Source organism: Microbacterium proteolyticum (genome assembly GCF_029639405.1).
In the GTDB taxonomy this organism is placed as follows: Bacteria; Actinomycetota; Actinomycetes; order Actinomycetales; family Microbacteriaceae; genus Microbacterium.
Map to the genome: position 1 here is coordinate 1,650,047 of NZ_CP121274.1, position 24,709 is coordinate 1,674,755.

Annotated in this window: 19 protein-coding genes; 11 read left to right on the forward strand and 8 right to left on the reverse strand. The window is 71.8% G+C overall.

Annotated elements, in window-relative coordinates; genetic code table 11:
• Positions 1 to 14: 14 nt before the first annotated feature.
• Both P8R59_RS08480 and P8R59_RS08485 read right to left on the reverse strand, forming a co-directional pair.
• On the reverse strand, positions 15 to 881 hold the full coding sequence (locus tag P8R59_RS08480) for a spermidine synthase (RefSeq protein WP_278103578.1): 867 nt from the start codon (positions 879 to 881) through the stop codon (positions 15 to 17).
• A gap of 94 nt (positions 882 to 975) precedes the next feature.
• On the reverse strand, positions 976 to 1,776 hold the full coding sequence (locus P8R59_RS08485) for a class II glutamine amidotransferase (RefSeq protein ID WP_278103579.1): 801 nt from the start codon (positions 1,774 to 1,776) through the stop codon (positions 976 to 978).
• 79 nt (positions 1,777 to 1,855) lie between these two features.
• On the opposite strand from P8R59_RS08485, the gene P8R59_RS08490 reads away from it, so the two are divergent.
• From P8R59_RS08490 to P8R59_RS08510, 5 genes are read left to right on the forward strand one after another with little or no spacing between them, the layout of a single operon-like run.
• Complete coding sequence (locus P8R59_RS08490) at positions 1,856 to 3,112, forward strand: aminotransferase class V-fold PLP-dependent enzyme (RefSeq protein WP_278103580.1); 1,257 nt, start codon at positions 1,856 to 1,858, stop codon at positions 3,110 to 3,112.
• Positions 3,109 to 4,206, forward strand: coding sequence for an N-methyl-L-tryptophan oxidase (gene solA / locus P8R59_RS08495; RefSeq protein WP_278103581.1), 1,098 nt, complete (start codon positions 3,109 to 3,111; stop codon positions 4,204 to 4,206). The genes P8R59_RS08490 and solA overlap by 4 nt, the downstream gene beginning before the upstream one ends.
• Position 4,207: 1 nt before the next feature.
• Positions 4,208 to 5,707, forward strand: coding sequence for a gamma-glutamyltransferase (locus P8R59_RS08500; protein ID WP_278103582.1), 1,500 nt, complete (start codon positions 4,208 to 4,210; stop codon positions 5,705 to 5,707).
• A gap of 41 nt (positions 5,708 to 5,748) precedes the next feature.
• A complete protein-coding gene (locus P8R59_RS08505; protein ID WP_278103583.1) occupies positions 5,749 to 7,776 on the forward strand; it encodes a primary-amine oxidase in 2,028 nt (675 codons plus the stop codon).
• Entirely contained in the window at positions 7,776 to 8,285 is a 510-nt protein-coding gene (locus tag P8R59_RS08510; RefSeq protein ID WP_278103584.1) for a hypothetical protein, read from the forward strand. The genes P8R59_RS08505 and P8R59_RS08510 overlap by 1 nt, the downstream gene beginning before the upstream one ends.
• A 95-nt stretch (positions 8,286 to 8,380) precedes the next feature.
• Here the strand turns inward: P8R59_RS08510 and P8R59_RS08515 are convergent, their stop codons facing one another.
• From P8R59_RS08515 to P8R59_RS08535, 5 genes are all read right to left on the reverse strand, one after another.
• Positions 8,381 to 9,199, reverse strand: coding sequence for a carbohydrate ABC transporter permease (locus P8R59_RS08515; protein ID WP_278103585.1), 819 nt, complete (start codon positions 9,197 to 9,199; stop codon positions 8,381 to 8,383).
• A complete protein-coding gene (locus P8R59_RS08520; RefSeq protein ID WP_278103586.1) occupies positions 9,199 to 10,131 on the reverse strand; it encodes a carbohydrate ABC transporter permease in 933 nt (310 codons plus the stop codon). Before P8R59_RS08520 ends, P8R59_RS08515 begins: the two co-directional genes overlap by 1 nt.
• 44 nt (positions 10,132 to 10,175) lie before the next feature.
• Complete coding sequence (locus P8R59_RS08525) at positions 10,176 to 11,486, reverse strand: ABC transporter substrate-binding protein (RefSeq protein WP_278103587.1); 1,311 nt, start codon at positions 11,484 to 11,486, stop codon at positions 10,176 to 10,178.
• Positions 11,487 to 11,607: 121 nt separating this feature from the next.
• Positions 11,608 to 13,896, reverse strand: a complete 2,289-nt coding sequence (locus P8R59_RS08530; protein ID WP_278103588.1) for a beta-glucosidase family protein — start codon at positions 13,894 to 13,896, stop codon at positions 11,608 to 11,610.
• A 66-nt stretch (positions 13,897 to 13,962) separates the two neighbouring features.
• The gene (locus P8R59_RS08535; RefSeq protein WP_278103802.1) at positions 13,963 to 15,036 is read right to left on the reverse strand and encodes a LacI family DNA-binding transcriptional regulator; all 1,074 of its coding nucleotides are present in this window, start codon (positions 15,034 to 15,036) and stop codon (positions 13,963 to 13,965) included.
• A gap of 178 nt (positions 15,037 to 15,214) precedes the next feature.
• Between P8R59_RS08535 and P8R59_RS08540 the strand changes: the two genes are divergently transcribed.
• Positions 15,215 to 17,434, forward strand: a complete 2,220-nt coding sequence (locus P8R59_RS08540; RefSeq protein ID WP_278103589.1) for an RICIN domain-containing protein — start codon at positions 15,215 to 15,217, stop codon at positions 17,432 to 17,434.
• Positions 17,435 to 17,502: 68 nt separating this feature from the next.
• Here P8R59_RS08540 and P8R59_RS08545 read toward each other — a convergent pair whose 3' ends face one another.
• Positions 17,503 to 18,225 (reverse strand): GntR family transcriptional regulator, encoded by a 723-nt coding sequence (locus P8R59_RS08545; RefSeq protein WP_278103590.1) that lies wholly within the window; start codon positions 18,223 to 18,225, stop codon positions 17,503 to 17,505.
• A 142-nt stretch (positions 18,226 to 18,367) separates the two neighbouring features.
• Between P8R59_RS08545 and P8R59_RS08550 the strand changes: the two genes are divergently transcribed.
• From P8R59_RS08550 to P8R59_RS08570, 5 genes are read left to right on the forward strand one after another with little or no spacing between them, the layout of a single operon-like run.
• Entirely contained in the window at positions 18,368 to 19,315 is a 948-nt protein-coding gene (locus P8R59_RS08550; RefSeq protein WP_278103591.1) for a PDR/VanB family oxidoreductase, read from the forward strand.
• A 43-nt stretch (positions 19,316 to 19,358) separates the two neighbouring features.
• Positions 19,359 to 20,696, forward strand: coding sequence for a Rieske 2Fe-2S domain-containing protein (locus P8R59_RS08555; protein ID WP_077050711.1), 1,338 nt, complete (start codon positions 19,359 to 19,361; stop codon positions 20,694 to 20,696).
• Complete coding sequence (locus tag P8R59_RS08560; protein ID WP_278103592.1) at positions 20,689 to 22,218, forward strand: glutamine synthetase family protein; 1,530 nt, start codon at positions 20,689 to 20,691, stop codon at positions 22,216 to 22,218. The genes P8R59_RS08555 and P8R59_RS08560 overlap by 8 nt, the downstream gene beginning before the upstream one ends.
• Positions 22,219 to 22,226: 8 nt before the next feature.
• Positions 22,227 to 23,693 (forward strand): aldehyde dehydrogenase family protein, encoded by a 1,467-nt coding sequence (locus P8R59_RS08565; RefSeq protein ID WP_278103593.1) that lies wholly within the window; start codon positions 22,227 to 22,229, stop codon positions 23,691 to 23,693.
• 5 nt (positions 23,694 to 23,698) lie between these two features.
• Positions 23,699 to 24,709: a phosphotriesterase family protein gene (locus P8R59_RS08570; RefSeq protein ID WP_278103803.1), complete on the forward strand. Its 1,011-nt coding sequence runs from the start codon at positions 23,699 to 23,701 to the stop codon at positions 24,707 to 24,709.

A 24,709-nucleotide genomic window follows, 5' to 3' on the forward strand; every position in this document is an offset into this window, starting at 1 on the left:
TCGTGACCCGGGGCTCACCGATCGAAGATGGATGCCGAGGGCTTCGGCGACGGTGTCGCGTCGGCATCCGTCGCCGGACGCGCGCCGCGGATGAACTCGTCGATCTCGTCGCCCTGGGCGACCTTCGCGGGGTGGGGCCCGGCGGCCATCAGACGCGGCAACCACTCGACCGGGAGGGGGGCGGCGGAGGCCGCTACGACGAGGTTCCCGAACCGCCGGCCCTTGAGCACCTGCACCTCGGCGAGGACGATGACCTCGGGCAGCACCTCGCGCACGGTCGCGACCTGACGCCGCGCGAACGCGAGCCCCGGTCCGTCGGAGACGTTGACGAGCAGGACGCCGTCGGGTGCGAGGAGGGACGCCGCGTCCTGGTAGAACTCCACCGTGGTCAGGTGCGCAGGGGTCTGGGCGCCGGAGTAGACGTCGCTGACCAGCAGATCGACGGCGCCGCGCAGGCCCGCGGGCAGGCGGCCGAGGCCCGCGCGGGCATCGCCGATGCGGACGCGGATCGCCGCCCCGCGGGGGAGGGGGAGGTTCTCGCGCACCAGGTCCCACAGCGCCGGCTCCAACTCGATGACCTGTTGCCGTGACCCCGGGCGGGTGGCCTCGACGTAGCGGGGGAGCGTCAGGGCGCCCGCGCCCAGGTGGACCGCGGTCAGCGGCTGTCCCGGCATCCGGAGTCTGTCGATGACCGCACCCATGCGCGCGACGTACTCGAAGTGCAGGTGCGTGGGGTCTTCCAGGTCGACGTGCGACTGCGGGGTGCCGTCGACGACGAGCTCCGACCCCGACACGTAGGTGGACGCGGTCACCCGCGCGATCGCCCCGTCGGACAGCCGCGCCGTCGGCGCATCGTCCGGTTCCACCCGCATCCGTGCCATGCGTCCACGCTATCCCGCGCTCCCCGCGCTCCACGCGCGTGAGTCGCCAGGAAGTGTCGCCTCCACCGCGACCGGAGCGACAATTCTTGGCGACTCACGCGCTCGCGCGACGGGGGAGAGGGGTGGATGCCACGGAGGCGGGGGTCACCAGGGAGACCGTGTCGGCGGGGAGGGGGGTCCAGCCGGCGAGGGGGATGCCGGTCGTCGCGACCAAGCGCGCACCGGACGCGGTGCGGCGGGTGAAGAGGACGTTGTAGTCGTCGCCGTGGCCGGGGGGCAGATCGGCCTCGGCGAAGCCCCGGGCGGCGAACGCGGCGCGCGGGGCGGGCCGCGACGCGGAGGAGTGCACGGCGACGAGCGCCGTGGGGGTGAGGAGGAGGGCGTTCAGGCACGCCTCCGGGTAGGAGTCGCGGACGGCGGCGACGGCATCCGCGATCCTGACGGGGTCGGGAACGGTGCCGGGCGTGAGGGCGCGTCGGAGCCGGGCGAAATACAGCTCGCTGTCGTTGCTCCCGCGGAGGTCGGCCCGCTCGCCGTCGGTGAGCTCGGCGCGCAGTCGGTCGGACGGGGACAGCGCTCCGTTGTGCTGGAACGCCTCGTCGCCGAACAGGAAGGGCTGGGCCTCCGCCTCCCCGGTACCGCTTCCGGCGCTGCCGTAGCGGAGGTACAGGAGGGCCGCGGTCGAGGGGGTGCGGACGGCGCGGGCGAGGTCGTGGCGCGTCGCGGGTCGTCCCGCGACGACTCGAGCCCCCACGCCCGCGCTCGTCCGCCAGCCCGCTCCCCAGCCGTCGGCGTGCACGCGCGAGAGCGCGGCGAAGGATGTCAGGACGTCGTCGCCGAGGGCGGCGGGCACGTCGGCCGGACCCGGGCTGACGTAGGCGATCATGCGCGACATGGCACCTCCGGGGGCCGGGATCACAGATTGGATCCACATGTAGTATGTTTGGATCCTACTCGGAGGTAACCCGTCCCCCATGAACCCGCTCCCCATCGCAGACGCCGCACCGGCCTCGGCGTCCGCGCTTCCCGCGGACGGATCCTCCATCGACGTCGCCGCCGAGCGTGAACGCACCACGGGCTCCACGCTCGCGAGCCACTTCAACGCCGCGGGTGCCGCGCTGCCGTCGCGCGGAGTGGTCGCCACGGTGGTCGAGCACCTCCGTCTGGAAGAGGCGAAGGGCGGCTACGAGGCGGCGGCGGAGCGGCGCGGACACCTGGACGCGGTGTACGCCTCGGCGGCCGGCCTCGTCGGCGCCGACCCGAGCGAGATCGCCCTGTTCGACAGCGCCTCCACCGGACTCCGGGTCCTGCTCGATGCGCTGCGACCCGCGCGGGGGCAGCGCATCGTCGCCTCGAGCAGCACCTACGTCAGCCATGCGCTGCACCTCATGAGCCTCGCCCGCGAGGAGGGGATCGACCTCGTGATCGCCCCGTACGACGCGCGCCGCCGCGTCGATGTCGCCGCGCTCGAAGCGCTCCTGTCCGACGGGGTACCGTCGATCGTGACGGTCGCCCACGTGCCCACTTCGTCCGGTCTCGTCGAGCCGGCCGCCCAGATCGGGGAGGTCGTGCGGCGCTACGGCGGGACCTACATCCTCGACGCCACCCAGTCGGTCGGGCACCTCGCGGTCGACGTGGCCGAGATCGGCTGCGACGTCATGGTGACCACCGGCCGCAAGTTCCTCCGCGCCCCGCGCGGCACCGGGTTCGCGTACGTGCGCGGCGCCCTGCTCGAGCGCCTGCTGCCCGCGGCCCCGGACGTGCGGGGTGCGCGCTGGACGACGAGCTCCGAGTGGGAGCTCGACGCCTCGGCGCGGCGGTACGAGACGTGGGAGGGCGCGATCGCCGCACGCCTCGGTCTCGGCGCCGCACTGGGCGAGGCCGCGGCGCGCGGCATCCCGGTCACCCAGGCGTGGCTGGTGGATGCCGGTCGACGACTCCGCGAGGCGCTCGCCTCCCTCGACGGCGTGACCGTCGCCGACCCTCCGGGGACGCGCTCGGCCATCGTGACCTTCGTCATCGAGGGAGTGGCATCCGCCGACGCCGTCGTCGAGCTCGCGCGCCGCGGCGTGCGGGTCGTCTCGGTGCCGGCGACGCACGGCCAGTGGGACCTGGGCGATCGGGGTGTGCCGAGCGTCGTGCGCGCCTCGCCGCACGTGTACAACGACGACACCGACCTGTCCGCCCTCGTCGACGGGGTCGCGGCGATCGCCACCGGGATCACGCGATGACCGCGGTCGTCTCGGCCGACGTCGTCGTGCTCGGGCTCGGCATCCAGGGCATGTCCACCGTCGCGAGCCTCGCCCGACGCGGGGTGCGCGTGGTGGGCATCGACCGCTTCGCCGCGGGGCACTCCCGCGGCTCCTCGCACGGGCGCACCCGCATGATCCGCCGCGCGTACCCGAACCCGGTGTGGAATCCGCTCGTCGAGAAGGCCTTCGACGCGTGGGGCGCTCTCGAGCGCGCGTCGGGGGAGACGCTCTTCCATCGCACCGGCGGCCTCTACGCCCACGAGGGCGCGTCGCAGCTGCAGGGACCGGACTGCGTCCTGGTCGACGATCGAGACCGGATGGCGGCGCTGATGCCCGGGTTCGCGGTGCCCGAGGGGTACCGCGCCGTGTACGACCCGGCGGCCGGTGTGCTGGAGGCCGAACGGGCGCTCCGCGCGCTCCGGCGTCTCGCCGAAGCGGCGGGCGCCGACCTCCGCGACGGGGAGCGCGTGCTCGGCTGGGAGCCGGTGTCCGACGGCGTGGAGGTCCGCACCGATCAGGGTGTCGTGCGCGCCGCGCGGCTCGTCGTCGCCGGCGGCTCGTGGGCCGGCCGTCTGCTGCCGCAGCTGGCGAACCTCCTCGAGGTGTGGCGCATCCTCACCGTCACCGTCCGCGCGGGGCAGCCGGCCGGATCCCCGCCGTCGCTCGGGGCCTTCTCCGTCGATCGCCCCGAGGGGCTCGTCTTCGGCATCCCGGATGCCGACGGGAACGGCGTGAAGCTCGGAGTGGATGCCGGCGAGGTCTGGGACCCCGAGACGCCCGTCGCCCCGCCCACCCCCGCCGAGGTCGACGCGCTGCGCGATCTGCTGCACGCGTTCGTGCCCGGCGTCGACACCACCCCCGTCGAGGCGGCCGCGTGCCTGTACACGATGACCCAGGACAAGCGCTTCGTCATCGGGCCGCTCGCCGACGCCCCCGAGGTCATCGCCGTGTCGGCCTGCTCGGGACACGGGTTCAAGTTCGGGCCCGCGATCGGCGACGCCGTCGCCGACCTCGCCACGGGGATCGAGCGCCCCGACCTCGACTTCGTCTCGACCGCACGACGGGGGATCTGACGTGACCATCGCCCTCGCCGCCCCTCACGCCGCCGCCGTCGACGCGGGACGCTCCGCGATCGCCGCGGGAGGAAACGCCCTGGATGCCGCGCTCGCCGCGGCCGCCATGCTCACCGTCGTCTACCCGCACCAGTGCGCGATCGGCGGCGACGTCATCGCCCTGGTCCGCCGCCCGGACGGCTCCACGACCGCGGTCGTCGCCGCGGGTACCGCGCCGGCCGCCGTCGCCGAGGCCGCGGCCGCCTGGAGCGAGGTGCCGCGCGCGGGAGCGGGCTCGGTGACCGTGCCGGGCATGGTCGCCGGGTGGACCGCGATCGCGGGGCTCGGCGCGGTGCTGCCGGTCTCGCGGGCACTGGCGGCGGCCGCCGACGTCGCCGACGGCGGAACGCGGGTGAGCGCGGGTCTCGCGCGCGCCCTGGTCTCGCGCGCCGACGCGATCCACGCGGACGCCGGGCTGCGAGAGGTCTTCACCCGGGACGGGGCACTGCTCGCCGAGGGCGACGTCCTCGTCCAGCCGGCGCTCGCGGCGTCGCTCCGCCGCCTCGCGGCCGACCCGCGCGACTTCTACGTCGGCGAGATCGCCCGCGCTCTCGTCCGGACGCTGCGCGCCCACGGCGGCGTCCACACCGACGACGACTTCGCCGGCTACCGCCCCGAGGTCGTCGGCGCCCTGACCCGCACGATCGGCGACGCGGAGTACAGCGTCGCCCCGCCTCCCTCGGTGGGAGCGATCCTCCTCGGCGTCGCGGCGGCGGGCGAGCGCGAGCCGGGAGCCCCCGAGCTCCTCGAGGCGAGCGTCCGCGGTGCACGGGCGCGCGGCGCCCATCTCGGCGATCCCGCCGCGGGTCCGGTCGACCTCGAGGCGCTGCTCGCGCTCGACGCCCCGCCCCTCACGGGCCCGGGGGAGCCGCGTCCGCAGGGCGACACCGCCGCCGTGGTCGCGATCGACGACGACGGCTACGCCGTGACGATCGTGCAGAGCGTGTACCAGACCTTCGGTTCCGGACTGCTCGATCCGGTCACCGGCATCCTGCTCCACAACCGCGGCGGGGCGTTCTCGATCGACCCGGCCTCACCCGCGGCGATCCGTCCCGGAGCCCGCCCGCCGCACACGCTCGCGCCCGCGATCGTCGACCGCCGCGACGTGACGGTGGTGGCGGGATGCCAGGGGGGTCGGGCACAGCCCTGGATCCTCGCGCAGCTGCTGCCCGATGCCACCGATCCCGCCACCGACCTCGACGAGCTGCTCGGCCGCCCGCGCTGGGTGATCGGCGACCGCGACCTCGGCCACGACCGGCTGACCCTCGTGACCGAACCGGGGGTCGGGCTCGACGTGATCGAACGGGCCGAGACCCTCGGCCTCGGCGTCGCGGCCTTCCCCGGCCCCGCCGATGAAGCCGGACACGTCCAGTTCGTCCGCCGCGTCGGCGACGCCGGCGTGCGCGACGCGGCGAGCGATCCCCGCGCCGACGGCGTCGCCGTGCTCGTCCCGGCATCCTGAACCCACCCGCATCGCCCGCACCACCGCAGCAAGGAGACCCGATGACCGCCGACCGGCACTGGAGCGACCCCCTCACCCCGAGCGAGATCGTCGAGATCACCGCGCTCGTGCGCGCGGACGACCGCATCGGCGCCGAACCCCGCTTCTGGGGCATCGCCGTCGAGGAGGGCCTGGCCCGCAGCCTCGCCCCCGGCCAAGGGCGCCCGGTGCGCCTGGTGGTCATGAACCCCGCCGCGCACGCGGCGTGGGAGGTCACCGGCTGGACCTCGGGCACCGATCGCGTCGAGGCGTCGCTGGCATCCTGGAGCCCCGTGGATGCCAAGCGCCCCGGCGTCTCCAGCGATGAGGCGCGCGCGATCGCCCGCGCCGCCCGCGAGCACCCGCTGTTGAAGGAAGCCCTGGCCAAGCGCGGGATCACCGACACCACGCACGTGTGGGTCGACCCCGAGTCGATCACGGGCTTCGAGCCGGAGGACCTCGCCGACCGCCGTCTGTCGTGGGGCACCGTCTGGTACCGCAAGAGCGCCGACGACAACGGCTACGCGCGTCCGGTCGCGGGGCTCGTGCCGATCCTCGACCTCGAGACGCTCGACATCATCCGCATCGAGGACCACGGCGTCATCCCGATGGCCAGCGAGGGCGGCAACTACCGCTCCGGCACCTGGGGTCCGGACCGGCACGTCGCGCCGCTGGAGATCACCCAGCCCGAGGGGCCCGGCTTCACCGTCGAGGGTCACCGGGTCACGTGGCAGAACTGGTCGTTCCGCATCGGCTTCACGCACCGCGAGGGGCTCGTCCTGCACGACATCGCCTACCGCGACGGCGACGTCGAGCGTCCCGTCCTCCGCCGCGCCGCGGTCAACGAGATGTACGTGCCGTACCTCGACGCCGACCCGACGGCGTACCGCAAGAACTTCTTCGACTGGGGCGAGTACGGGGCCGGCCCCCTCACGGCATCCCTCGAACTCGGATGCGACTGCCTCGGCGAGATCCACTACTTCGACGCGCACGTGCTCGACGGCGTCGGCGAGGCCCAGACCATCACCAACGGCGTGTGCCTGCACGAGGAGGACTCCTCCATCCTGTGGAAGCACGTGAACACCCGCACCGGCGAGGCCGACGTCCGCCGCTCGCGCCGCCTCGTGATCTCGTTCTTCGCCACCGTCGCGAACTACGACTACGGGTTCTACTGGTCGCTGTACCAGGACGGCTCGATCGAGCTGGAGATCAAGCTCACCGGCATCCTGTCGGTCTCCGGTATCGACGACGGCAAGATGCCCGCCTTCGGTCGCATGGTCAGCCCCAACGTCCAGGCCCCGACGCACCAGCACTACTTCGCCGTGCGCATGGACACCGCGATCGACGGCCCGAAGAACCGCCTGGTCGAGGTGCACGCCGAGGTCGAGGAGGACGAGGAGCTGAACCCCTGGGGCAACGCGGTGAAGATGGTCTCCGAGGTCATCGCCTCCGAGAAGGATGCCGGCCGGATGGCCGACGCGTCCCGGGCGGTGCACTGGCGGGTGGAGAACACCGAGCGCACCAACCGGTTCGGCGAGAGCACCGCCTACCGCCTGTCGGCGATGCACACGACGCGTCTGTTCGCCAAGCCCGGCAGCATCGTCGAGCGCAAGGCCCCGTTCGTGTCGAAGCACCTGTGGGCGACCGCCTACGACCCGAACGAGCGCTTCATCACGGGCGACTACCCCAACCAGGCTCCGCTCGAGGCGGAGGGCATCACGGCCTGGCAGCAGGCCGACCGGCCGCTCGACGGCGCCGAGCTCGTGCTCTGGCCGATCGTCGGCGTGCACCACTACCCGAAGCCCGAGGAGTGGCCGATCATGCCGGTGCACCGCATCGGGCTGCGCTTCGAGCCGGACGGGTTCTTCACGCGGAACCCCTCACTCGACCTGCCGCCGTCTTCGGGCGGTGACCACTGCCACGCGCCGACAGCGGGTTCCGGCGGGGCCGTCGCCGAGGGCCACGCGTTCCACGGACACGACGCCGGCGGGCACGAGCACCACGACCACTCCGCGCACGGGCACCACGGGCACGAGCACCACGGGCACTGATGGGCGAGGTCCTGCACGTCGGCGCGCTGGTGACGACGGCGGCCGGCGCGTGCTGCGTCGCCGCCGACCGTCCCGCCGCGCGCGTGCGTGAGCTGCTCATCGCGGCGCTCATGCTGCTGGCGATGGGCGACATGGTGCTCGGCGGCGGGAGCGTACCGGCGGTGTTCTGGGCGGCGGCGCTGCTCCTCGCGGCGCTGGTGGCGGTGGCGCCGGGGCGCGTGCGGCGCGGCGAGCCCCGGCGGATGCGGGCGTTCGACGCGCTCGGCGCCGTGCTCATGGCATCCCTTCTGCTGGCCGCGCACGTCCCGGCATCCGCGGGCGCGTCCCATCACGGGGCGGGGGCGATGCCGCTCGTGCTGCTGACCCTCCTCGGCGTGGCCGCCTATGCCGTCGGGGGTGTGGTGCTGTTCGCCACGGCGCATCGCGACCGGCCGCTCGTGACGCGGCTGCCGCCGCTGGCAATGGGCGCGTCGGCGGTGCTGATGGCCGCGCCGCTGGTGGTCGGCTGACGCGGCGATCAGCGGGCGCGGCGGAGCGCCGATCGCATGAACTAAGGAGGAGGCGCACCCGCCTGGGCGCGCCTCCTCCGTGGTCGTCGGGGGAGCTACTTCCCGCCCAAGCCCATGACGCCGGCGACGAGCGCGCGGCGGGCGAAGAGGTAGACCACCAGGATCGGGATGATCGTCAGCACGACCGCCGCCATCAGACCGGGGACATTGACGCTGTACTGGCCGCGGAACTGGTTCAGCGCGACGGTCGCGACCGTCACCTCGGGGGAGCGGGCGAGCACGAGGGGCAGCAGGAATCCGTTCCAGGCCTGCAGGGCCGAGAAGACGATGACGGTCGCGATGCCGCCCTTCGACAGCGGGAGCACCATCCGCGTGAAGATCCGCATCGTCGAGGCCCCGTCGATCGCCATCGCCTCGTAGAGCTCGTCGCCGATGTTGCGCATCGCGCCGGTCAGCACGAGCGTGCACACGGGGATCGCGAACGCGGTGGTCGGCAGGATCACGCCTACGAGGGAGTTGTTGAGCCCGAGCTGGATGATCAGGTACGACACCGGGACGACCACCACCTGCGCCGGGATCGCCAAGCCCAGGAGCATGAGCCGGAACGCGTTCGCCACGGTCCTCGAGGTGCTGCGGACGATCGCGAAGGACAGCGGGGGAACGACCAGCAGCACCAGAGCGACGGTGCCGGCCGTGATGATCGCCGAGTTCGCGAGATTGCGGAGGAATCCGCCCTCGATCGCCGTGACGAAGTTCTCCAGAGTCAGAGTGCTCGGCCAGGCCAGAGGGCCGTTCTCCGCGTAACCGGCCTGCGTGTCGAAGGCGGCGCGCAGCATCAACAGGATCGGGATCAGGATGATGCCGAGCCAGAGCGCCGCGACCGCCCCGCCGACGATGTTCGGACGTGTGCGCATCAGATGCCCTCCTGCGTTCCGCGCATGCGGTCGAAGCCGGTGAGGCGGACCATGCCCAGCGAGATGATCGTCGCGATGATGATGAGCACGACGGCGATCACCGAGGCGTAGCCGTAGTTGGCCGCCGCCCCGAAGCCGGCGATGTACATGAGATAGGCGAGGATCGTCGTCCCGCCGGAGGGGCCGCCGCCGGTGATGATGAGAATGGTCTCGAAGGTGGTGAAGGTACCCACCACCATGAGGATCACCGACGTGATCACCGTGTTGCGCAGCTGCGGCAGCGTGATGCTGAAGAACTGGCGCACCGTCCCCGCGCCGTCGATGGCCGCCGCCTGGTAGAGCACCGGCGGCACCGAACGTGCGGCGGCCTGGTAGATGAGGCTGTGGAACGGGACGTACTGCCAGGCGAGGACGAAGGCGACGACCGCCATCGCCGAGGGCGAGGTGCCGAGGAGGTTGCCGTCGCCGAACAGCCACGGCAGGGCCGCCGGGAGACCGAAGTTGGGGTCGACGAGGGCGGAGAACAGCACCGCGATCGCGGCGGCCGACATCAACAGCGGGAGGAAGTAGAGCGCCGCGACGATCGCCCGACCGCGCTGCTGCCCGGCGGTCCACACGCCGATGAGGAGCGCGACCGGTGTCTGCGTGACGACCGCGAGGACGACCAGCACGATGCTCAGCCACAGCGCCTGCGGAACGGCCGGGTCGGATGCCAGGCGCGCCCAGTTCTCGCCACCGACGAATCGGGGTGCGGCGATGGCGATGCCGTTGTACTTGGTGAACGAGAGGTAGACCGCGTACGCCAGCGGCAACAGGGCGAAGACGGCGAAGAAGGCGACGGCGGGTGCGGCCCAGAGCGCGCCGGGACGGCCTGCGTGGTGCAGACCGCCCCGGCGGCGAGTGGACCGAGCCGCCCGAGTGGATTCAGTCACGGGTGAACTTTCGTTGCGGCGTCGGTGCGGGTGGTTCCGGCGGATCAGTACTGCAGGCCCTGCAGGGCCTTGACGAATCCGTCCGCGTCGAGCGTGCCACTGAAGAAGCCGCTCATGGCGTCCAGCATGCCCTGCTTGCTGGCCGTCGGAACGGCCTGGTCCCACGACAGCTGGAAACTGGGCGCCGCCTGGACGGCGTCGTTGGTGAACTCGAGGAACTTCTTGGCGGATTCGGTGCCCGGGGCGTCCGCGAGGTAGTCGCCCACGTCGGTCGTCGTGGGCAGGTTGCCGAGGGCCAGCTGGGACTGGATGAACTCGGGGCTGTAGAGCTCCTGGAGGAACGCCTTCACGGTGTCGGGGTACCGGGTGTCGGCGACGACGTTGTAGTAGTTGCTGACGTTTCCGGACAGCTGGCCGGCGGGGAGGGAACCGAAGGCCGGGAAGCTGCTGTAGCCGAGTTCGGTGTCGGCGAAGGTCGCGTCGGCGCCCGCCTGCACGGCGTAGTTCCACGTGCCCATCAGCTCGTAGGCGGACTTGCCGCTGCGCAGCAGAGCGGGGGAGTTGTCGTAGTCGACGGAGTCGAAGGTGGTGCCGAAGGCTCCCGCGTCGATGAGCGCGCGCAGCTTCGTCAGCGCCTCACGGCTGCCGGCGCTGTCCCACACCGACGTGTCGCCGGCGAGGGCCTTGGCGACCTGGTCGTTCCCGATGGTCTGCGCGTAGACGTACTGGAACCACATCAGCGTCGGCCACTGGCTGGCGCCGGCCAGGCCGATCGGGGTGACTCCGGCAGCCTTGAGGGTGGACACCTGCGACAGCAGCTCGTCCCAGGTCGCGGCGGGCTTCAGGCCGTTCGCCGAGAGCACCGAGGCGTTGTTGAACAGGAACACCGGCTGCGTGCCCCGGACCGGGATGCCGTAGGCCTGACCGTCGATGACCTCCTGGTCGAAGACGGCCGGGCTGAACGAGTCGCGCAGCGCCGGGGTCTGGTCGATCCAGTCGTTGTACGACAGCAGGGCACCCGAGTCGACGAAGTCCTGGATCTGGGCCGCGCCCCAGCTCATGAAGATGTCGGGTGCGTCGGGGGTGCCCAGCGACTGGCGGACGCCGTTGATGTAGGCGACCGACTCGGTCTCGGGCGACTTGTCGACGACGATCTTGACGTCGCTGGTCTCGTTGAACTTCTCCGCCAGAGCCGTCTCGGCCTCGGCCGCCGCGTCGTTGAAGACGAGGAGATGGACCTCGTTCTCGGGCCGCGAGGAGCTGGGGCCGGTGGATCCCGCACAACCGGCGAGTCCGGCGATCAGGACGCCGGCGACGCCGATGGCGCCGATGCGTCGAGCGATGTGACTGTTCATCTTCGAACTAACTCTTTCGTTGGTGGTTTTCGGGTTGTTCCCCGTTTTCACGGGGACATCTTGAAAAATATGAGCGGATTCCATGGCCGACAATGCATGCGGGAGCGAAAACTTATCGCGCTCATCGCACCCGCGCGGAGGGGAACCTCCGCCGCGGCGAGGGCGCCGGAGCCCTCTCTCCGACGAGCTCGATCTGGCGTGCTTCCCCGTCGTCGTCGGCCGAGGCCGCGACGCGCAGGGTGATCGGACCGGGTTCGACGGAGCGCACGAGGTCGATGCCCGTGAACGCGAAAGTCTCGACCGGGAGACGCAGCTCGACGACGGCGCTCTGCCCCGCGTCGAGGTCCACTCGATGGAACGCCACGAGCCGTCGCAGCGGCTGGACCACGCTCGGATCGGCGACGCTGACGTACACCTGCACGACGTCGGCGCCGCGGACCGGCCCGGTGTTGCGGACTTCGACGGCGAGCACCACGTCGTCGGCTTCGGTGCGTGCGGTGGTGTCGGCATCCACGATCCGTCGTTCGAAGCGCGTGTACGACAGGCCGTGCCCGAACGTGAACGCGGGGGAGGGGTCGAGGTTGCTGACGCCGTCGCTGCGCAGGGCCAGGGGCGGGGCGAGATAGGTCCCCGGCTGCGGCGCGTGCCGCGTGGGGATCTGCACGGGCAGGCGTCCCGAGGGGTTCGCACGCCCGGTCAGGATGTCGGCGAGAGCGCCCGCCCCCTCCTGCCCGGGGAAGAAGACCTGCACGATGGCGGCGGCCTCGCCGACGGCCCGGCCGAGGGCGTAGGGGCGGCCCGAACTGACCACGAGGATCACCGGCGTCCCCGAGTCGAGCACGGCGTCGACCAGCTGCTGCTGCGCGCCGGGGAGGTCCAGTGTTGCGACGTCGCATCCTTCGCCCGAGGTTCCGAGGCCGAACATCCCGGACCGGTCTCCGACGAAGACGATCGCCACTTCGGCGTCGCGCGCCGCCGCCACGGCGGCCGCGATCCCCTCGGTCTCGCCCCCGCGCACCGAGGTGCCGGCGACGGCGGTGATCTCTGCGTCGTCGAGCGTCTCGAACAGGGCGTCCAGGTAGGTCGGTGCCACGATTCCGAGCGGCGTGTCGGGGTGGTGCACGAGGACGTGGTTCGGGAACGAATAGCAGCCGAACAGGCAGGCGGCGTCGTCCGCGGTGGGGCCGATGACGGCGATGCGCCGGAGGGACGGGGCGAGGGGAAGCACGCCGCCGTTCTTCACCAGCACGATCGACCGTTCCGCGAGGGTCACAGCGACGACACGGTTCGCGGGGGAGTCGAGATCGACCTCGCGCCGCGGCTCGTCCGCGATGTCGAGGAGGGCGAGCTCGATCTTCTGTCGCAGTACGCGTTCCGCGGCCCGGTCGATCAGCGCCTCGGGGACCTCTCCCGCGCGGACCGCCTCGGCCAGGCCGAGGAACGACATCCGGTGGGGGAGCTCGACGTCGATGCCCGCGTGCAGAGCGAGGACGCCGGCCGCCTCCTCGTCGGCGGCGATGCGGTGCATCGAGTGCAGGAAGGGGATCGCCCAGTAGTCCGAGACGACGGTGCCCTCGAATCCCCATTGCTCTCGCAGCAGCGAGGTGAAGAGGTTCGTGTCCGCGGCGGCGGGGATGCCGTCGACGTCGGTGTAGGAGTTCATCACCGACCGCGCCGTCTGCAGCGCGCGCTCGAAGGGCGGGAGGATGACGTCGGCGAACTCGCGCGGACCGATCGACACCGGCGCGTGGTTGCGGGCCCCGCGTGAGGCGGCGTACCCGGCGAAGTGCTTCGGGGTGGCCACCGCACCGGCGGACTCGACGCCCTCGACGTAGGCGGTGCCGATCTCGGCCACGACGTGGGGGTCCTCGCCCATCGTCTCCTCCACGCGTCCCCAGCGGTAGTCGCGGACCACGTCGAGGACGGGGGCGAGGCCCTGATGCACGCCGAGGCTGCGCAGATCCGACCCGATGCGCGCGCCCATGAGGCGGACGGTCGCGGGATCGAACGAGGCCGCCCACGCGAGGGGGGTCGGGTAGACGGTCGCGCCCCACGCCGTGACACCCGTGAGGCATTCCTCGTGCGCGATCGCGGGGATCCCCCAGCGGTTCCCGTCGACCACCGCGGCCTGCAGCACGTCGAGGCGGGCGCGCCCGTCGGCGGGCGAGACCGGGGTGGTCCCGTAGACGCGGGTCAGGTGGCCCAGTCCGTCGACGACCGCGTCCTCGAAGGACTCGGCCCGGAGGTGCGTCTCCTGCATCGGCGCGACGTCGCCTTCGGCCTGTTCGGAGCCGGGCCAGCTGCTGCCGAGCTGGGCGATCTTCTCCTCGAGCGTCATCCGGGCGAGCAGGGCGTGGGCGCGCTCGGCGGCGTCGGGGGAAGCGGGCAGGGGAGGGTGTGACGAGGTCATAGTCGACTTTCCGGGCACGGTGAAGGGACGTGTGGCGGTTCGGGTGAAGGAAGAAGCGGGTGCGGATCAGCGACGCGGCGGGGGCGCCGTGGAGTCGCGCACCACGAGATGCGTGGCCAGCTCCACCCGTTTGGTGGCGAAGGACTCCCCGCGGGCGAGACGCAGGAGTGCACCGACTGCGGTGCGGCCGATGTCGGCGATCGGCTGGTGCACGGTCGTGAGGTTCGGGCTCGACGAACGGGCCAGGACCGTGTCGTCGAAGCCCACCACGGACAGCTCGTCCGGAACGGAGATGCCCAGGCGCCGCGCGGCTTCCAGCACCCCCATCGCGGTGATGTCCGCACCCGCGAAGATCGCCGTCGGCCGGCCCAGGGAGCGCAGGAGATCGGTCGCCACGGCGAACCCGTGCTCGAACGAGTACGAATCGCGTCGAACCGCGTCGGCGTCCACGCGGTGGCCGGCCGACCCCATCGCCGCGGCCCACCCCGACGCGCGGGCGATGTCGCAGGCGGCATCCGCGGGTCCGCCGATGTAGGCGATGCGCGTGTGCCCGAGCTCGAGCAGGTGCGTGGTGGCTTCGTAGGCGCCGGCCCAGTTCGTCGCCCCGATGCTCATCGTCGTGGTGCGGGGGAAGTCGATCGGGTCGACGAGCACCATGGGCAGGCCGACGGCACGCAACGCGCGCTCCCGCCCGGCCGAGTAGCGCGTGGTCACCTCGATCACGCCCGCACGATGGTGGGCGGCGAGGGAGCGCGCCCAGTCGTTGGGTCGCATCCGGGAGATGGAGTCCAGGCGGCGGGTCACGAGCGCGGCGCCCAGGTCGCCGGAGGCCTCGGTGGCGCCGCCGAGGAACGAGAACATGTAGGGGTTCCGCTCGTCGAAGGGGTCGACGAGGAGCTCGAAGGTGGGTTCGGCGAGCTGCGCGGCCGACAGCTGGCGTTCGGCGTGCGTGATGTACCCGAGCTCGGCGATGACCTCTCGCACGCGCGCCCGGGTCTCGTCGCCGACACCGGCGCGCTCGTTCACGACCTTGGACACCGTCCCGATCGACACGTGGGCCCGCTCGGCGATCGCCGCGAGAGTGGTGCGACGATCCGGGAGATCCGCGGGGAGCGCCGTCGCTCCGCGCCCGTAGGTCATCACCACAACCCGTTCCTCTCCGTCGTCGATCGGGGACAGCACCGAGCGTAAGGACGGAGAAAGTTGTCGTCCACGATTGCGAAAAGGTTTCGCTCCGAGGGGACGAAAAGCTATCGGATGTGCACCGCGGGCCGAGGGTTTCTGGTGTGCTCTGCGCGAGCAAACGAAAGGAGCTGCAATGTCGCAGCCGAAAGGAACCCGGGGACCGTCCCGCCTGCGGAGGGCGAGCGCCCTCCTGGCCACCGTCGCCCTCGGGGTGACGGGACTCATCGCGTCCGCCGCCCCGGCATCCGCCTATCAACCCAGTCCCGGCGCGGTGTACGTCGCCGACAACGCCGGAGCGTGCAACAAGCGCCCGTGCGTGCTGTACCCGAAGTCGGCGCAGCTGCCGGACGGCCGGCTCGTGGTCACCTTCGAGAACAGCCAGAGCGCGGTCGTCGGGCAGACGCTGCCGCTGTACAAGAGCGATGATCAGGGCACCACCTGGCAGAAGCTGGCCGACATCAAGCCCCCTGCCCAGCTGTCGACGGGCTCTGCGGTGGCCAAGTACACGAGCAACTGGACCAACGCGCAGCCGTACGTCCTCCCGCAGGCCGTCGGCTCCCTCGCCGAGGGCACGCTCGTGGTCGCCTCGGTCGTCTCGGGCGACGACGCGTACTACAACGAGCAGAAGGCGGCCGACCCGAACTGGACGCCCAGCGGCGACGGCGATCGACGCGACGTCGCACTCGCCCTGTATGCGAGCTCGGACCGCGGGGCGACCTGGCGATTCGTCAACATCATCGCCGCGGGCGGCTGGCAGGGCGGCAGCGCGGGCGCGGTCGGACGGACCTCCCAGGCCAACAGCACGAAGCAGGTGGATCCGATCTGGGAGCCGCATCTGCTGGCGTACCAGGGGCAGCTCGTGGCGTACTACAGCGACGAGAACGACTACCTCGGCTACGACAGCACGACCGGCGTGCCGACGATCGATCCCGCCAACACCACGGCATCCGATTCGGGTGGTCAGGTGCTCGTGCACCGGACCTGGAACGGGACGACCGCCGCGTGGAGCGACCCCGTCATCGACGTGCCGGGCCTCACGGTCGATCGCGGCAACGGGAAGACGGAGATCGGCGGGGGGCGCCCGGGGATGACGACGGTCGCGCAGACGACCGACGGCAAGTGGATCCAGACCTACGAGTGGTGGGGCGGCGGCGCCGACGTCCAGTACCGGATCTCGGACAGCCCGCTCACCTTCCGTTCCGCGACCGCGCACGCCGTCGGCGATCTGCCCGTCCCGCAGGGGGCGCGCTCGCTGTCCACCGGTGGAAGCCCGGTGCTCAGCGCACTCGCCGACGGTCGCATCGTCTACAACGCGGCCGGCAGCGGCAGCGTCTGGGTCAACGACACCGGCCGCTCGGACGGCACCTGGAAGGAATACCAGACACCCATCGGAGCGGGCTACAGCCGCACCATCCAGCCGGTCGACGCGAACGGGCGGGTGCTCGTCCTGCAGGCGGCCTGGGCGGGCGGCGCGACCGGTCCCATCGCCTACGCCGACGTCGACCTGGGCCGCTCCGTCGGCGACTACACGACCCTCGTCAATCGCAAGACGGGTCAGGTGCTCGCCCCGGATTCCGGCAAGACACAGGATGCCAACCTCACCGGCAACGTCGCGGACATCGTCTCGCAGGCGGCATCCAGCGCCGACGCCCAGCGGTGGCACGTCGTCTCGAAGGGCTCCACCGTCACGTTCCTGAACAAGTCGGGCGGCCGCGCGATCGGCATCTGGGGCGGGCAGGGCGTCGCGGGACGCCAACTGGCGCAGTGGGTGGACGACGGGGGAGCCGACAAGGTGTGGACCCTCGAGCCCACGAGCGACGGCTACCAGAGGATCCGCTCGACGCTGAACTCGTCGCTCTACGTCACCGGGGCTCAGACCGGTGGCGCGGTCACCGTCGAGAGTGCGCTCGCCGCCGGAACGGACGGCACCGGCGACGACGCGCAGGAATGGCGGATCGTGACGACCCCCGCTCCCGCCTCGACGTTCTCGCTGCGCGGAACTGCATCGAATCGGTGCCTCGACGTCCCCAACGGTGCGACGGGCGTGCAGGTGCAGATCTGGGACTGCGTGGGCAATGCCAACCAGACGATCACCGCGACGGCCGCCGGCGAGCTGCGGGTGTCGGGCAAGTGCCTCGCGGCCGATGCCGACGGCGTCGTCAACGCCACGCGGGTCATCCTCTGGGACTGCAACGGCAAGAACAGCCAGAAGTGGAAGGTCCGCCTGGACGGATCGATCGCGAGCAGGGCCAGCGGGCTCGTGCTCGATGTCACCGCCTGGGGCACGGCGAATGGGACGAAGGTCCAGCTGTGGACCCCCAACGCCGGGGCCAATCAGCAGTGGACGCGCTGACCTGAGCAAAGGCCGGTGCGGGGTGCGCCCCGCACCGGCCTTTCGCGTCGATCGGGAGCGGGTCGGTGTCAGCCCGTGAACACCGTCGCGGAGCGCCGCTCGTACCAGCGCGCCAGCTGCTCGCCGGCCTTGAGGACGTGCTCGCGCATCTCGTGGCGGGCGGCTTCGGCGTCGCCCCGCTCGATCGCTTCGATGATGCGGACGTGCTCCTGGAAGTTCTCCTCGCGATGGCGGTCGTCGCCGACGAGCAGCTGAGCCGACACGTTGCGGGGGAAGGTCTCGTTGATCTCGTCGATCGCGCGGGCGAGGCGCGCGTTGGCGGAGACCTGCGCGATGGTGTTGTGGAAGACGTCGTTCTCGCGGCGGCTGGCGAGGGCCGGGTCGCCCTGGCCGCGCTCGCGCTCGACGGAGCGGTCGTACATGTCCTGGTTCGCCTCGCGCAGGCGCGTGACGTCGCCGCGCGAGATGCGCTCGACGGCGCGGGCGGCGGCGAGGGCTTCGAGCTCGGCGCGCACTTCGTAGGCCTCGCGCACCTCCCACGGCGCGGGCACGCGCACGACGGCACCGCGGTTGGGGAGGACCTCGATGAGGCCGCCCGTCTGCAACTGCCGCAGCGCCTCGCGCACCGGGGTGCGGCTGACTCCGAAGTCGCTCGCGAGCTCCGCCTGACGCAGCTGCGCGCCGATCGGGATGTCGCCCGACATGATGCGTTCCCGGATCTTGGCGGCGATCTCGTCGACGAGGGCGTGCCCCCCGGCGGCCGAGATCTCGGTGTCCCCCCGTGCGGCCATGCTGCCCCTCTCGGTCGATCGTGGTCCCGATCCCACGAGGTGCGAACCTAGCAGAACGGCCGCCGGATGCCACGCAATCCACGCGGGACTGGCTCCCATGCTGCTGATTCGGGATCCAATCTGGATCTGTTAGGATCCAAACATGACGACCCGAGAGGATGCCAACGAGCTCCGCGCCCGTGTGCGTTCCTTGACGCTCGAGACCGCCGATGTGCTGTCGGTCGAGCTCGAAGGGGTCGACGGCCCGCTTCCCGGATGGACGCCCGGCGCCCACATCGACCTGGCCCTCCCGGGTGCGCCCGTCCGCCAGTACTCGCTGTGCGGGGAGCCCGCCTCGGCGCGGTACCGCATCGCCGTCCTCCGCGAGGAGCAGAGCCGCGGCGGCTCCCGCGCCGTGCACGAGCGGCTGCGTCCCGGCGACGTCGTGTCGCTCCGCGGTCCGCGCACCCATTTCGGCCTCGAACCCGCCGACGAGTACCTGTTCCTCGCGGGCGGCATCGGCATCACGCCGGTTCTGCCCATGGTGCGCGCCGCCGCCGCGGCGGGCGTGCCGTGGCGTGTGCTGTACCTCGGCGCCTCGCGCACCCGCATGGCGTTCCTCGACGATCTCGCGGCCCTGCCCGGCGGAACCGTCGACGTCGTCGCGCGCGACGAGGGGGTGCGCGCCGACCTCGCGGCCGAGCTCGCGGCCCACCCGGACGCCGCGGTGTACGCGTGCGGTCCCGCGCGCATGCTCGGGGAGGTCACGCGCCTGGTGCCCGCGGCATCCGGTCGCCTTCACCTGGAGTACTTCACCGCCCCCGTGGTGGAGTACGAGCCCGGCGGACCGTTCGCCGTGCGCCTCGCGCTCACGGGCGTCGAGGTGACCGTCGAACCCGAGCAGAGCGTGCTCGAGGTGCTGCGCGACGCGGGTGTCGACGTGCTCTCCGACTGCGAGGAGGGCATCTGCGGCAGCTGCGAGACGGGCGTCCTCGAGGGGGAGGTCGAGCATCGCGACTTCGTCCTCACCGCCCAGGAGCGTGCCGCGAACGACTGCATGATGGTGTGCGTCTCGCGCTCGGCGTGCCCCGTCCTCGTCCTCCAGGCCTGACCGGCCTGCACCACACCCGCACCGACCACGAGAGGCCACGGCCATGCTGAAGCAGGAAGACAACGAGAAGATCACCCGCTCCGGGCCGGGTACGCCGCTCGGCAACCTCCTGCGCTCGTACTGGCAGCCGGCCGCCCTCGTGTCCGAGATGCCGGGGGAGCGGCCGGTCAAGGCCGTCCGCATCATGAGCGAGGACCTCGTGCTGTTCAAGAAGCGCGAGGGCTGGGGGCTCATCAGCCGCTACTGCGCCCACCGGGGCGTCGACCTGTCGTACGGCCGCCTCGAGGAGGACGGCATCCGGTGCCTCTACCACGGGTGGCTCTACAACGGCGAGGGCAAGTGCGTCGAGCAGCCCGCCGAACCCGAGCACAGCCAGTTCCTGGGCAAGATCCGCATCGCCAACTACCCGTGCGTCGAGAAGAACGGGATCATCTTCACCTACATGGGCGCGGGCGACCCTCCGCCCTTCCCCGACTACGACTGCTTCGTCGCGCCGGAGGAGTACACCTTCGCGTTCAAGGGTCTGTGGGACTGCAACTGGCTGCAGGGGCTCGAGGGCGGCATCGACCCGAGCCACGTGTCGTTCCTGCACCGCTTCATCGAGGAAGACCCCCGCGAGATGTACGGGCAGCAGTTCGCGGAGGAGGTCGAGGGAACGGGGAAGAAGCTCTCGATGCTCGTGGGCGAGAGCTACCGTCCCGACATCGAGGTCGAGAGCGCCGACCACGGCCTCCGAGTCTTCGCTCTGCGCCAGCTCACCGAGGACATCAAGCACGTGCGCGTGACGAACCTGATGTTCCCCAACGCTTTCGTCGTCCCCTTCGGCAACACCAAGGTGTTCACGCAGTGGCACGTGCCGATCGACGACGAGCACCACTACTGGTACATGATCTGGTACGACTTCGCCGAGGTCACGGACAAGGACACCCTGCTGCAGCAGCGACTGGAGGGCGTGACCTTGCCGGACTACCGACCGATCCGCAACCGCGACAACAACTGGGGCTTCGACCCCCAGGAGCAGAAGGAACTGACGTACACGGGCATGGGGCTCGACATCAACGTCCACGACCAGTGGGCCGTCGAGAGCATGGGCGCCATCCAGGACCGCACGGTCGAGCGCCTCGGCGTCTCGGACCGCGCGGTCACCGCCAACCGGCGCCTGCTGCTGCGGGCGATCGACTCCTTCGCCGCGGGCGGGCAGACGCCGTCGCACCCCGTGAGCGACGAGGATGCCGCGAAGCTCACCGGGCCGCTCGCGATGGACACGATCGCCGCCAACGACGCGTGGCAGGAGCGGTGGGTGCAACGCGAGCACGAGCGCCGCGCGGCCTCGCCGTGGGCGGCCCCGAAGACGACCGCCGAGGAGACCGTCGATGCGTGAGCGCAACGTCGACGAGCGCCCGGTCTCGGAGAGCGGCGGCGGGATCTCCGCCCGCCCGATGCTCGCCGCCGACCGCGAGGGATTCGTCCACCGGCACGGGCTGTGGAGCGAGGCGCAGTACGCCGCCGCCGGACAGATGCGCCGCGTCGTGGACGAGCTCGGCATCGACATGGTGCGCTTCTCGTTCGTCGACCAGCACGGCATCCTGCGCGGCAAGACGATCGCGCGGGGAGGACTCGCCGCCGCCCTCCGTTCGGGCGTCACCGCCCCCAGCTCGCTGCTGTTGAAGGACACCTCCGGCCAGTCGGTGTTCTCGGTGTTCAGCTCCGAGACGGGTGTCGGAGTCGGCGGGTTCAGCGGCGCCGGCGACATCGTGCTCGTGCCCGACCCCACCACGTTCCGCGTGCTGCCGTGGGCACCGGGGACCGCCTGGATCCTGTGCGACCTGCGCTTCCCCGACGGCAGCCCGGTTCCGTTCTGCACCCGGACGATCCTGCGCAACGAGCTGACCGCGCTCGCCGCGCGCGGCTACGACATGACGGTCGGTGCGGAGCTGGAGTTCCACGTCTTCCGCGCCGACGACGCAGCCCTCGGTACCGAGCACGTCGGTGCGCCCGGTCGCCCCGGGGCCGCCTCCCTCACCGCGCCGACCACGCGCGGCTCGCAGCTGCTGCTCGAGGAGGGCCTCGACCGCATGCAGCCGCTCGTCGATGCGCTGTACCGCGGGCTGACGCTCCTCGACCTGCCGCTGCGCTCGATCGAGCTCGAGTTCGGCCCCAGCCAGTTCGAGATCACGATGGAGGCAGGCTCCGCGGCCGAGATCGCGGATGCCATCGTCCTGTGCCGCACCGCCGTCCGGCGCATCGCCGCGGGCCTCGGTTATCACGCGACGTTCATGTCCCGCCCGCAGGGGGCCGACGGGGCCTCGACCGGATGGCACCTGCACCAGTCGCTCACCGAGCGCGCGACCGGCCGCGGCGCGTTCGTGCCCGATGCGCCGGGGACGACCCTGTCGCTGCTCGGCTCGGCCTACCTCGGGGGCCTCCTCGCGCACGCCGGGGCGGCGGCGGTGTTCACCACCCCGACGGTCAACGGCTACAAGCGCTACCAGCCGAACTCGCTCGCGCCCGACCGCATCGCGTGGGGCATCGACAACAAGGGCGCGATGGTGCGTGCCGTCGGCGGGATCGGCGACCCGGCGACACGGCTCGAGAACCGGTCGGGCGAGCCCGCGGCCAACCCGTACCTCTACATCGCGTCGCAGCTGATCAGCGGCGTCGACGGCATCGAGCGCGGGCTCATCCCGCCCGCCCCCACGACCGACCCCTACCGCACGGACGCCCCGGCGCTGCCGGCATCCCTCGGGGCCGCCGTCGACGCCTTCGAGGCCGACGACGTCTTCCGTGCCGCCCTCGGCGACGTCGTGGTGGAGTGGTACGCGACCATCAAGAGGGCCGAGTTCGCCCGTTATCTTCGCCACGTCTCCGATTGGGAGCAGCGCGAGTACTTCGAGATCTTCTGAGGACCACCATGAGCCTGCGCACCACCGTCACCGCCCTGCCGGAGTACGAGCCGTTCCTCCTCGGCGGAGAGTGGATGCCGCTCGGCGAGCGCCCCGCGCGCGCGGTGATCGACCCCGCCACCGGCGAGGTGCTCACGACCGTGGCCGACGCGACGGTCGCCGACGTCGACGCCGCGGTCGCGATCGCGGTCGACGCCCACGCCGACCGGCGCTGGCGCGGGCTCGCGCCCCTGGAGCGCGCCCGGATCCTCAACCGGGTCGCCGATCTCATCGAGGAGCGGCTCGAAGAGCTGGCGGTGCTCGAGACGCGCGACAACGGCAAGCCCATCGAGCGCTCCCGCGCTGACACGGCGATGGCCGCCCGCACCTTCCGCCACTTCGCGGGGGCGCCGTCGCGCCTGGGCGGCACGGTCGTCGCGGTCGACGGCGGGGGACACCACGTCTACACGGTGCAGGAGCCGGTCGGCCCGGTGGCGATCATCCTGCCGTGGAACTTCCCGATCATGACGGCGGCGTTCAAGCTCGCCCCGGCGCTCGCCGCGGGCTGCCCCGTGGTCGCCAAGCCCGCGGAGGACACCCCGCTGACGCTCCTCCGCCTCGGCGGCATCCTGGCCGAGGCGGGCGTTCCCGCCGGCACCGTGAGCATCCTGACGGGCGACGGATCCGTCGGCGCCGCGCTCACCGCGCACCCGGGCATCGCGAAGATCACCTTCACCGGCTCGACCGAGGTCGGGCGGCTCGTCGCGCACGCCGCGGCCGACGACTTCACGCGCGTGACGCTGGAACTCGGCGGCAAGAGCCCGAACATCGTGTTCGAGGACGCCGACCTGGATGCCGCCGTCCTCGCGGCGATGCGCGCGTCGTTCGGACACTCCGGGCAGATGTGCACCGCGGGGAGCCGTCTGCTCGTGCAGCGCTCGATCCTCGCCGAGATGACGGAGCGCATGACCGCGGCCGTGGGCCGCGTCCCCGTCGGCGACGGCCTCGACGGCGGCATCACCGTCGGCCCGCTCGTATCGGAGGAGCAGCGCGAGCGCGTGCTCGGCTACATCCGCGCGGGCGTCGACGAGGGCGCGACCCTCCTCGCCGGCGGCGGGGTCCGCGAGCCGGGCTTCTACGTCGAGCCGACGCTCTTCTCCGGCGTCACGAACGACATGCGCATCGCCCGCGAGGAGATCTTCGGACCCGTCGTCGGCATCATCCCGTTCGACGACGAAGCGGATGCCCTCCGCATCGCCAACGACACCGCCTACGGACTCGCGGCGGGCGTGTGGACCCGCGACCTCGGTCGGGCGCACCGAATGGCCGCGGCGCTGGACGCCGGCACGGTGTGGATCAACACGTACAACCTCTTCGACCCCGCCCTCTCGTTCGGCGGCACGGGGGAGTCGGGACTGGGACGCGACCTGGGCGAGGAGGGGCTGCGCGGCTTCCTCGAGACCAAGAGCGTCGTCATCGCCATCCCGGAGGCGTGACCGGCATGCTCACCGTCCACGGCGTGTCCGGGCCGATCGCGCCCGCACAGCTCGGCGTCACGCTGCCGCACGAGCACGTGTACATCAACATGACGCGGACGACCCCGCAGGACGGTTACCTCGCGGTCGAGGAGGAGATGCTCGCGGAGCTCGCGCTGTTCCGCGCGGCGGGCGGATCGACGCTCGTCGATCTGACGAACGGCGAACTCAGCGACTACGCCGCGCCGTTCGGCGAGAGCGACGACATCACCGAGCTCCAGCAGAACCGGCGGACCGGGTCGCGCTCGATCGCGAACGTCCGGGCGACCCGGCGGGCGGCGGAGGCCAGTGGCATCCAGGTCATCCTCGGGACGGGTCACTACTACGACACCTACCTCGACAAGGAGTGGTTCGACCGCACTCCGACGAACACGCTCGCCGACTTCCTCATCGCCGACCTCCTGGACGAGATCCCCGGGACCGGCGTGCGCGCGGGCGTGATCGGCGAGATCGCGTCCGACCTGTCGCACATCACCGCCGCCGAGGAGCGCTCGTTCCGCGCGGCCGCGCGCGCCGGTCGCGAGACCGGTGCCCTCATCTCCACGCACGCGGCATCCTTCCCGACGGGCCTCGCCCAGCTCGAGATCATCGCCGAAGAGGGCGTCGACCCCTCGCGCGTCGTCATCGGCCACGCCGACACCGTGAAGAGCATCGACTACTCGCTCGAGCTCCTCCGGCGCGGGGCCTTCGTCGAGTTCGACTGCCTCATGACGTGCCGGGTCGGCGGTGCGCTGGTGCGCCACCAGATCGACCGCCGCATCGAGTACCTCCGCCGCATCATCGACGCGGGCTACGCGCACAAGGTGCTGCTCTCCCACGACGTCTGCCAGCGTTCGCACCTGCGGGCGTACGGTGGCCCGGGATACACGTTCCTCTTCGAGGAGTTCCGGCAGATCGCCGTCGAGGCCGGCATCGCACCCGAGACCCTCGACACCATCCACCGCGACAACCCGCGTCGCGCCGTCTTCGGGGAGTGA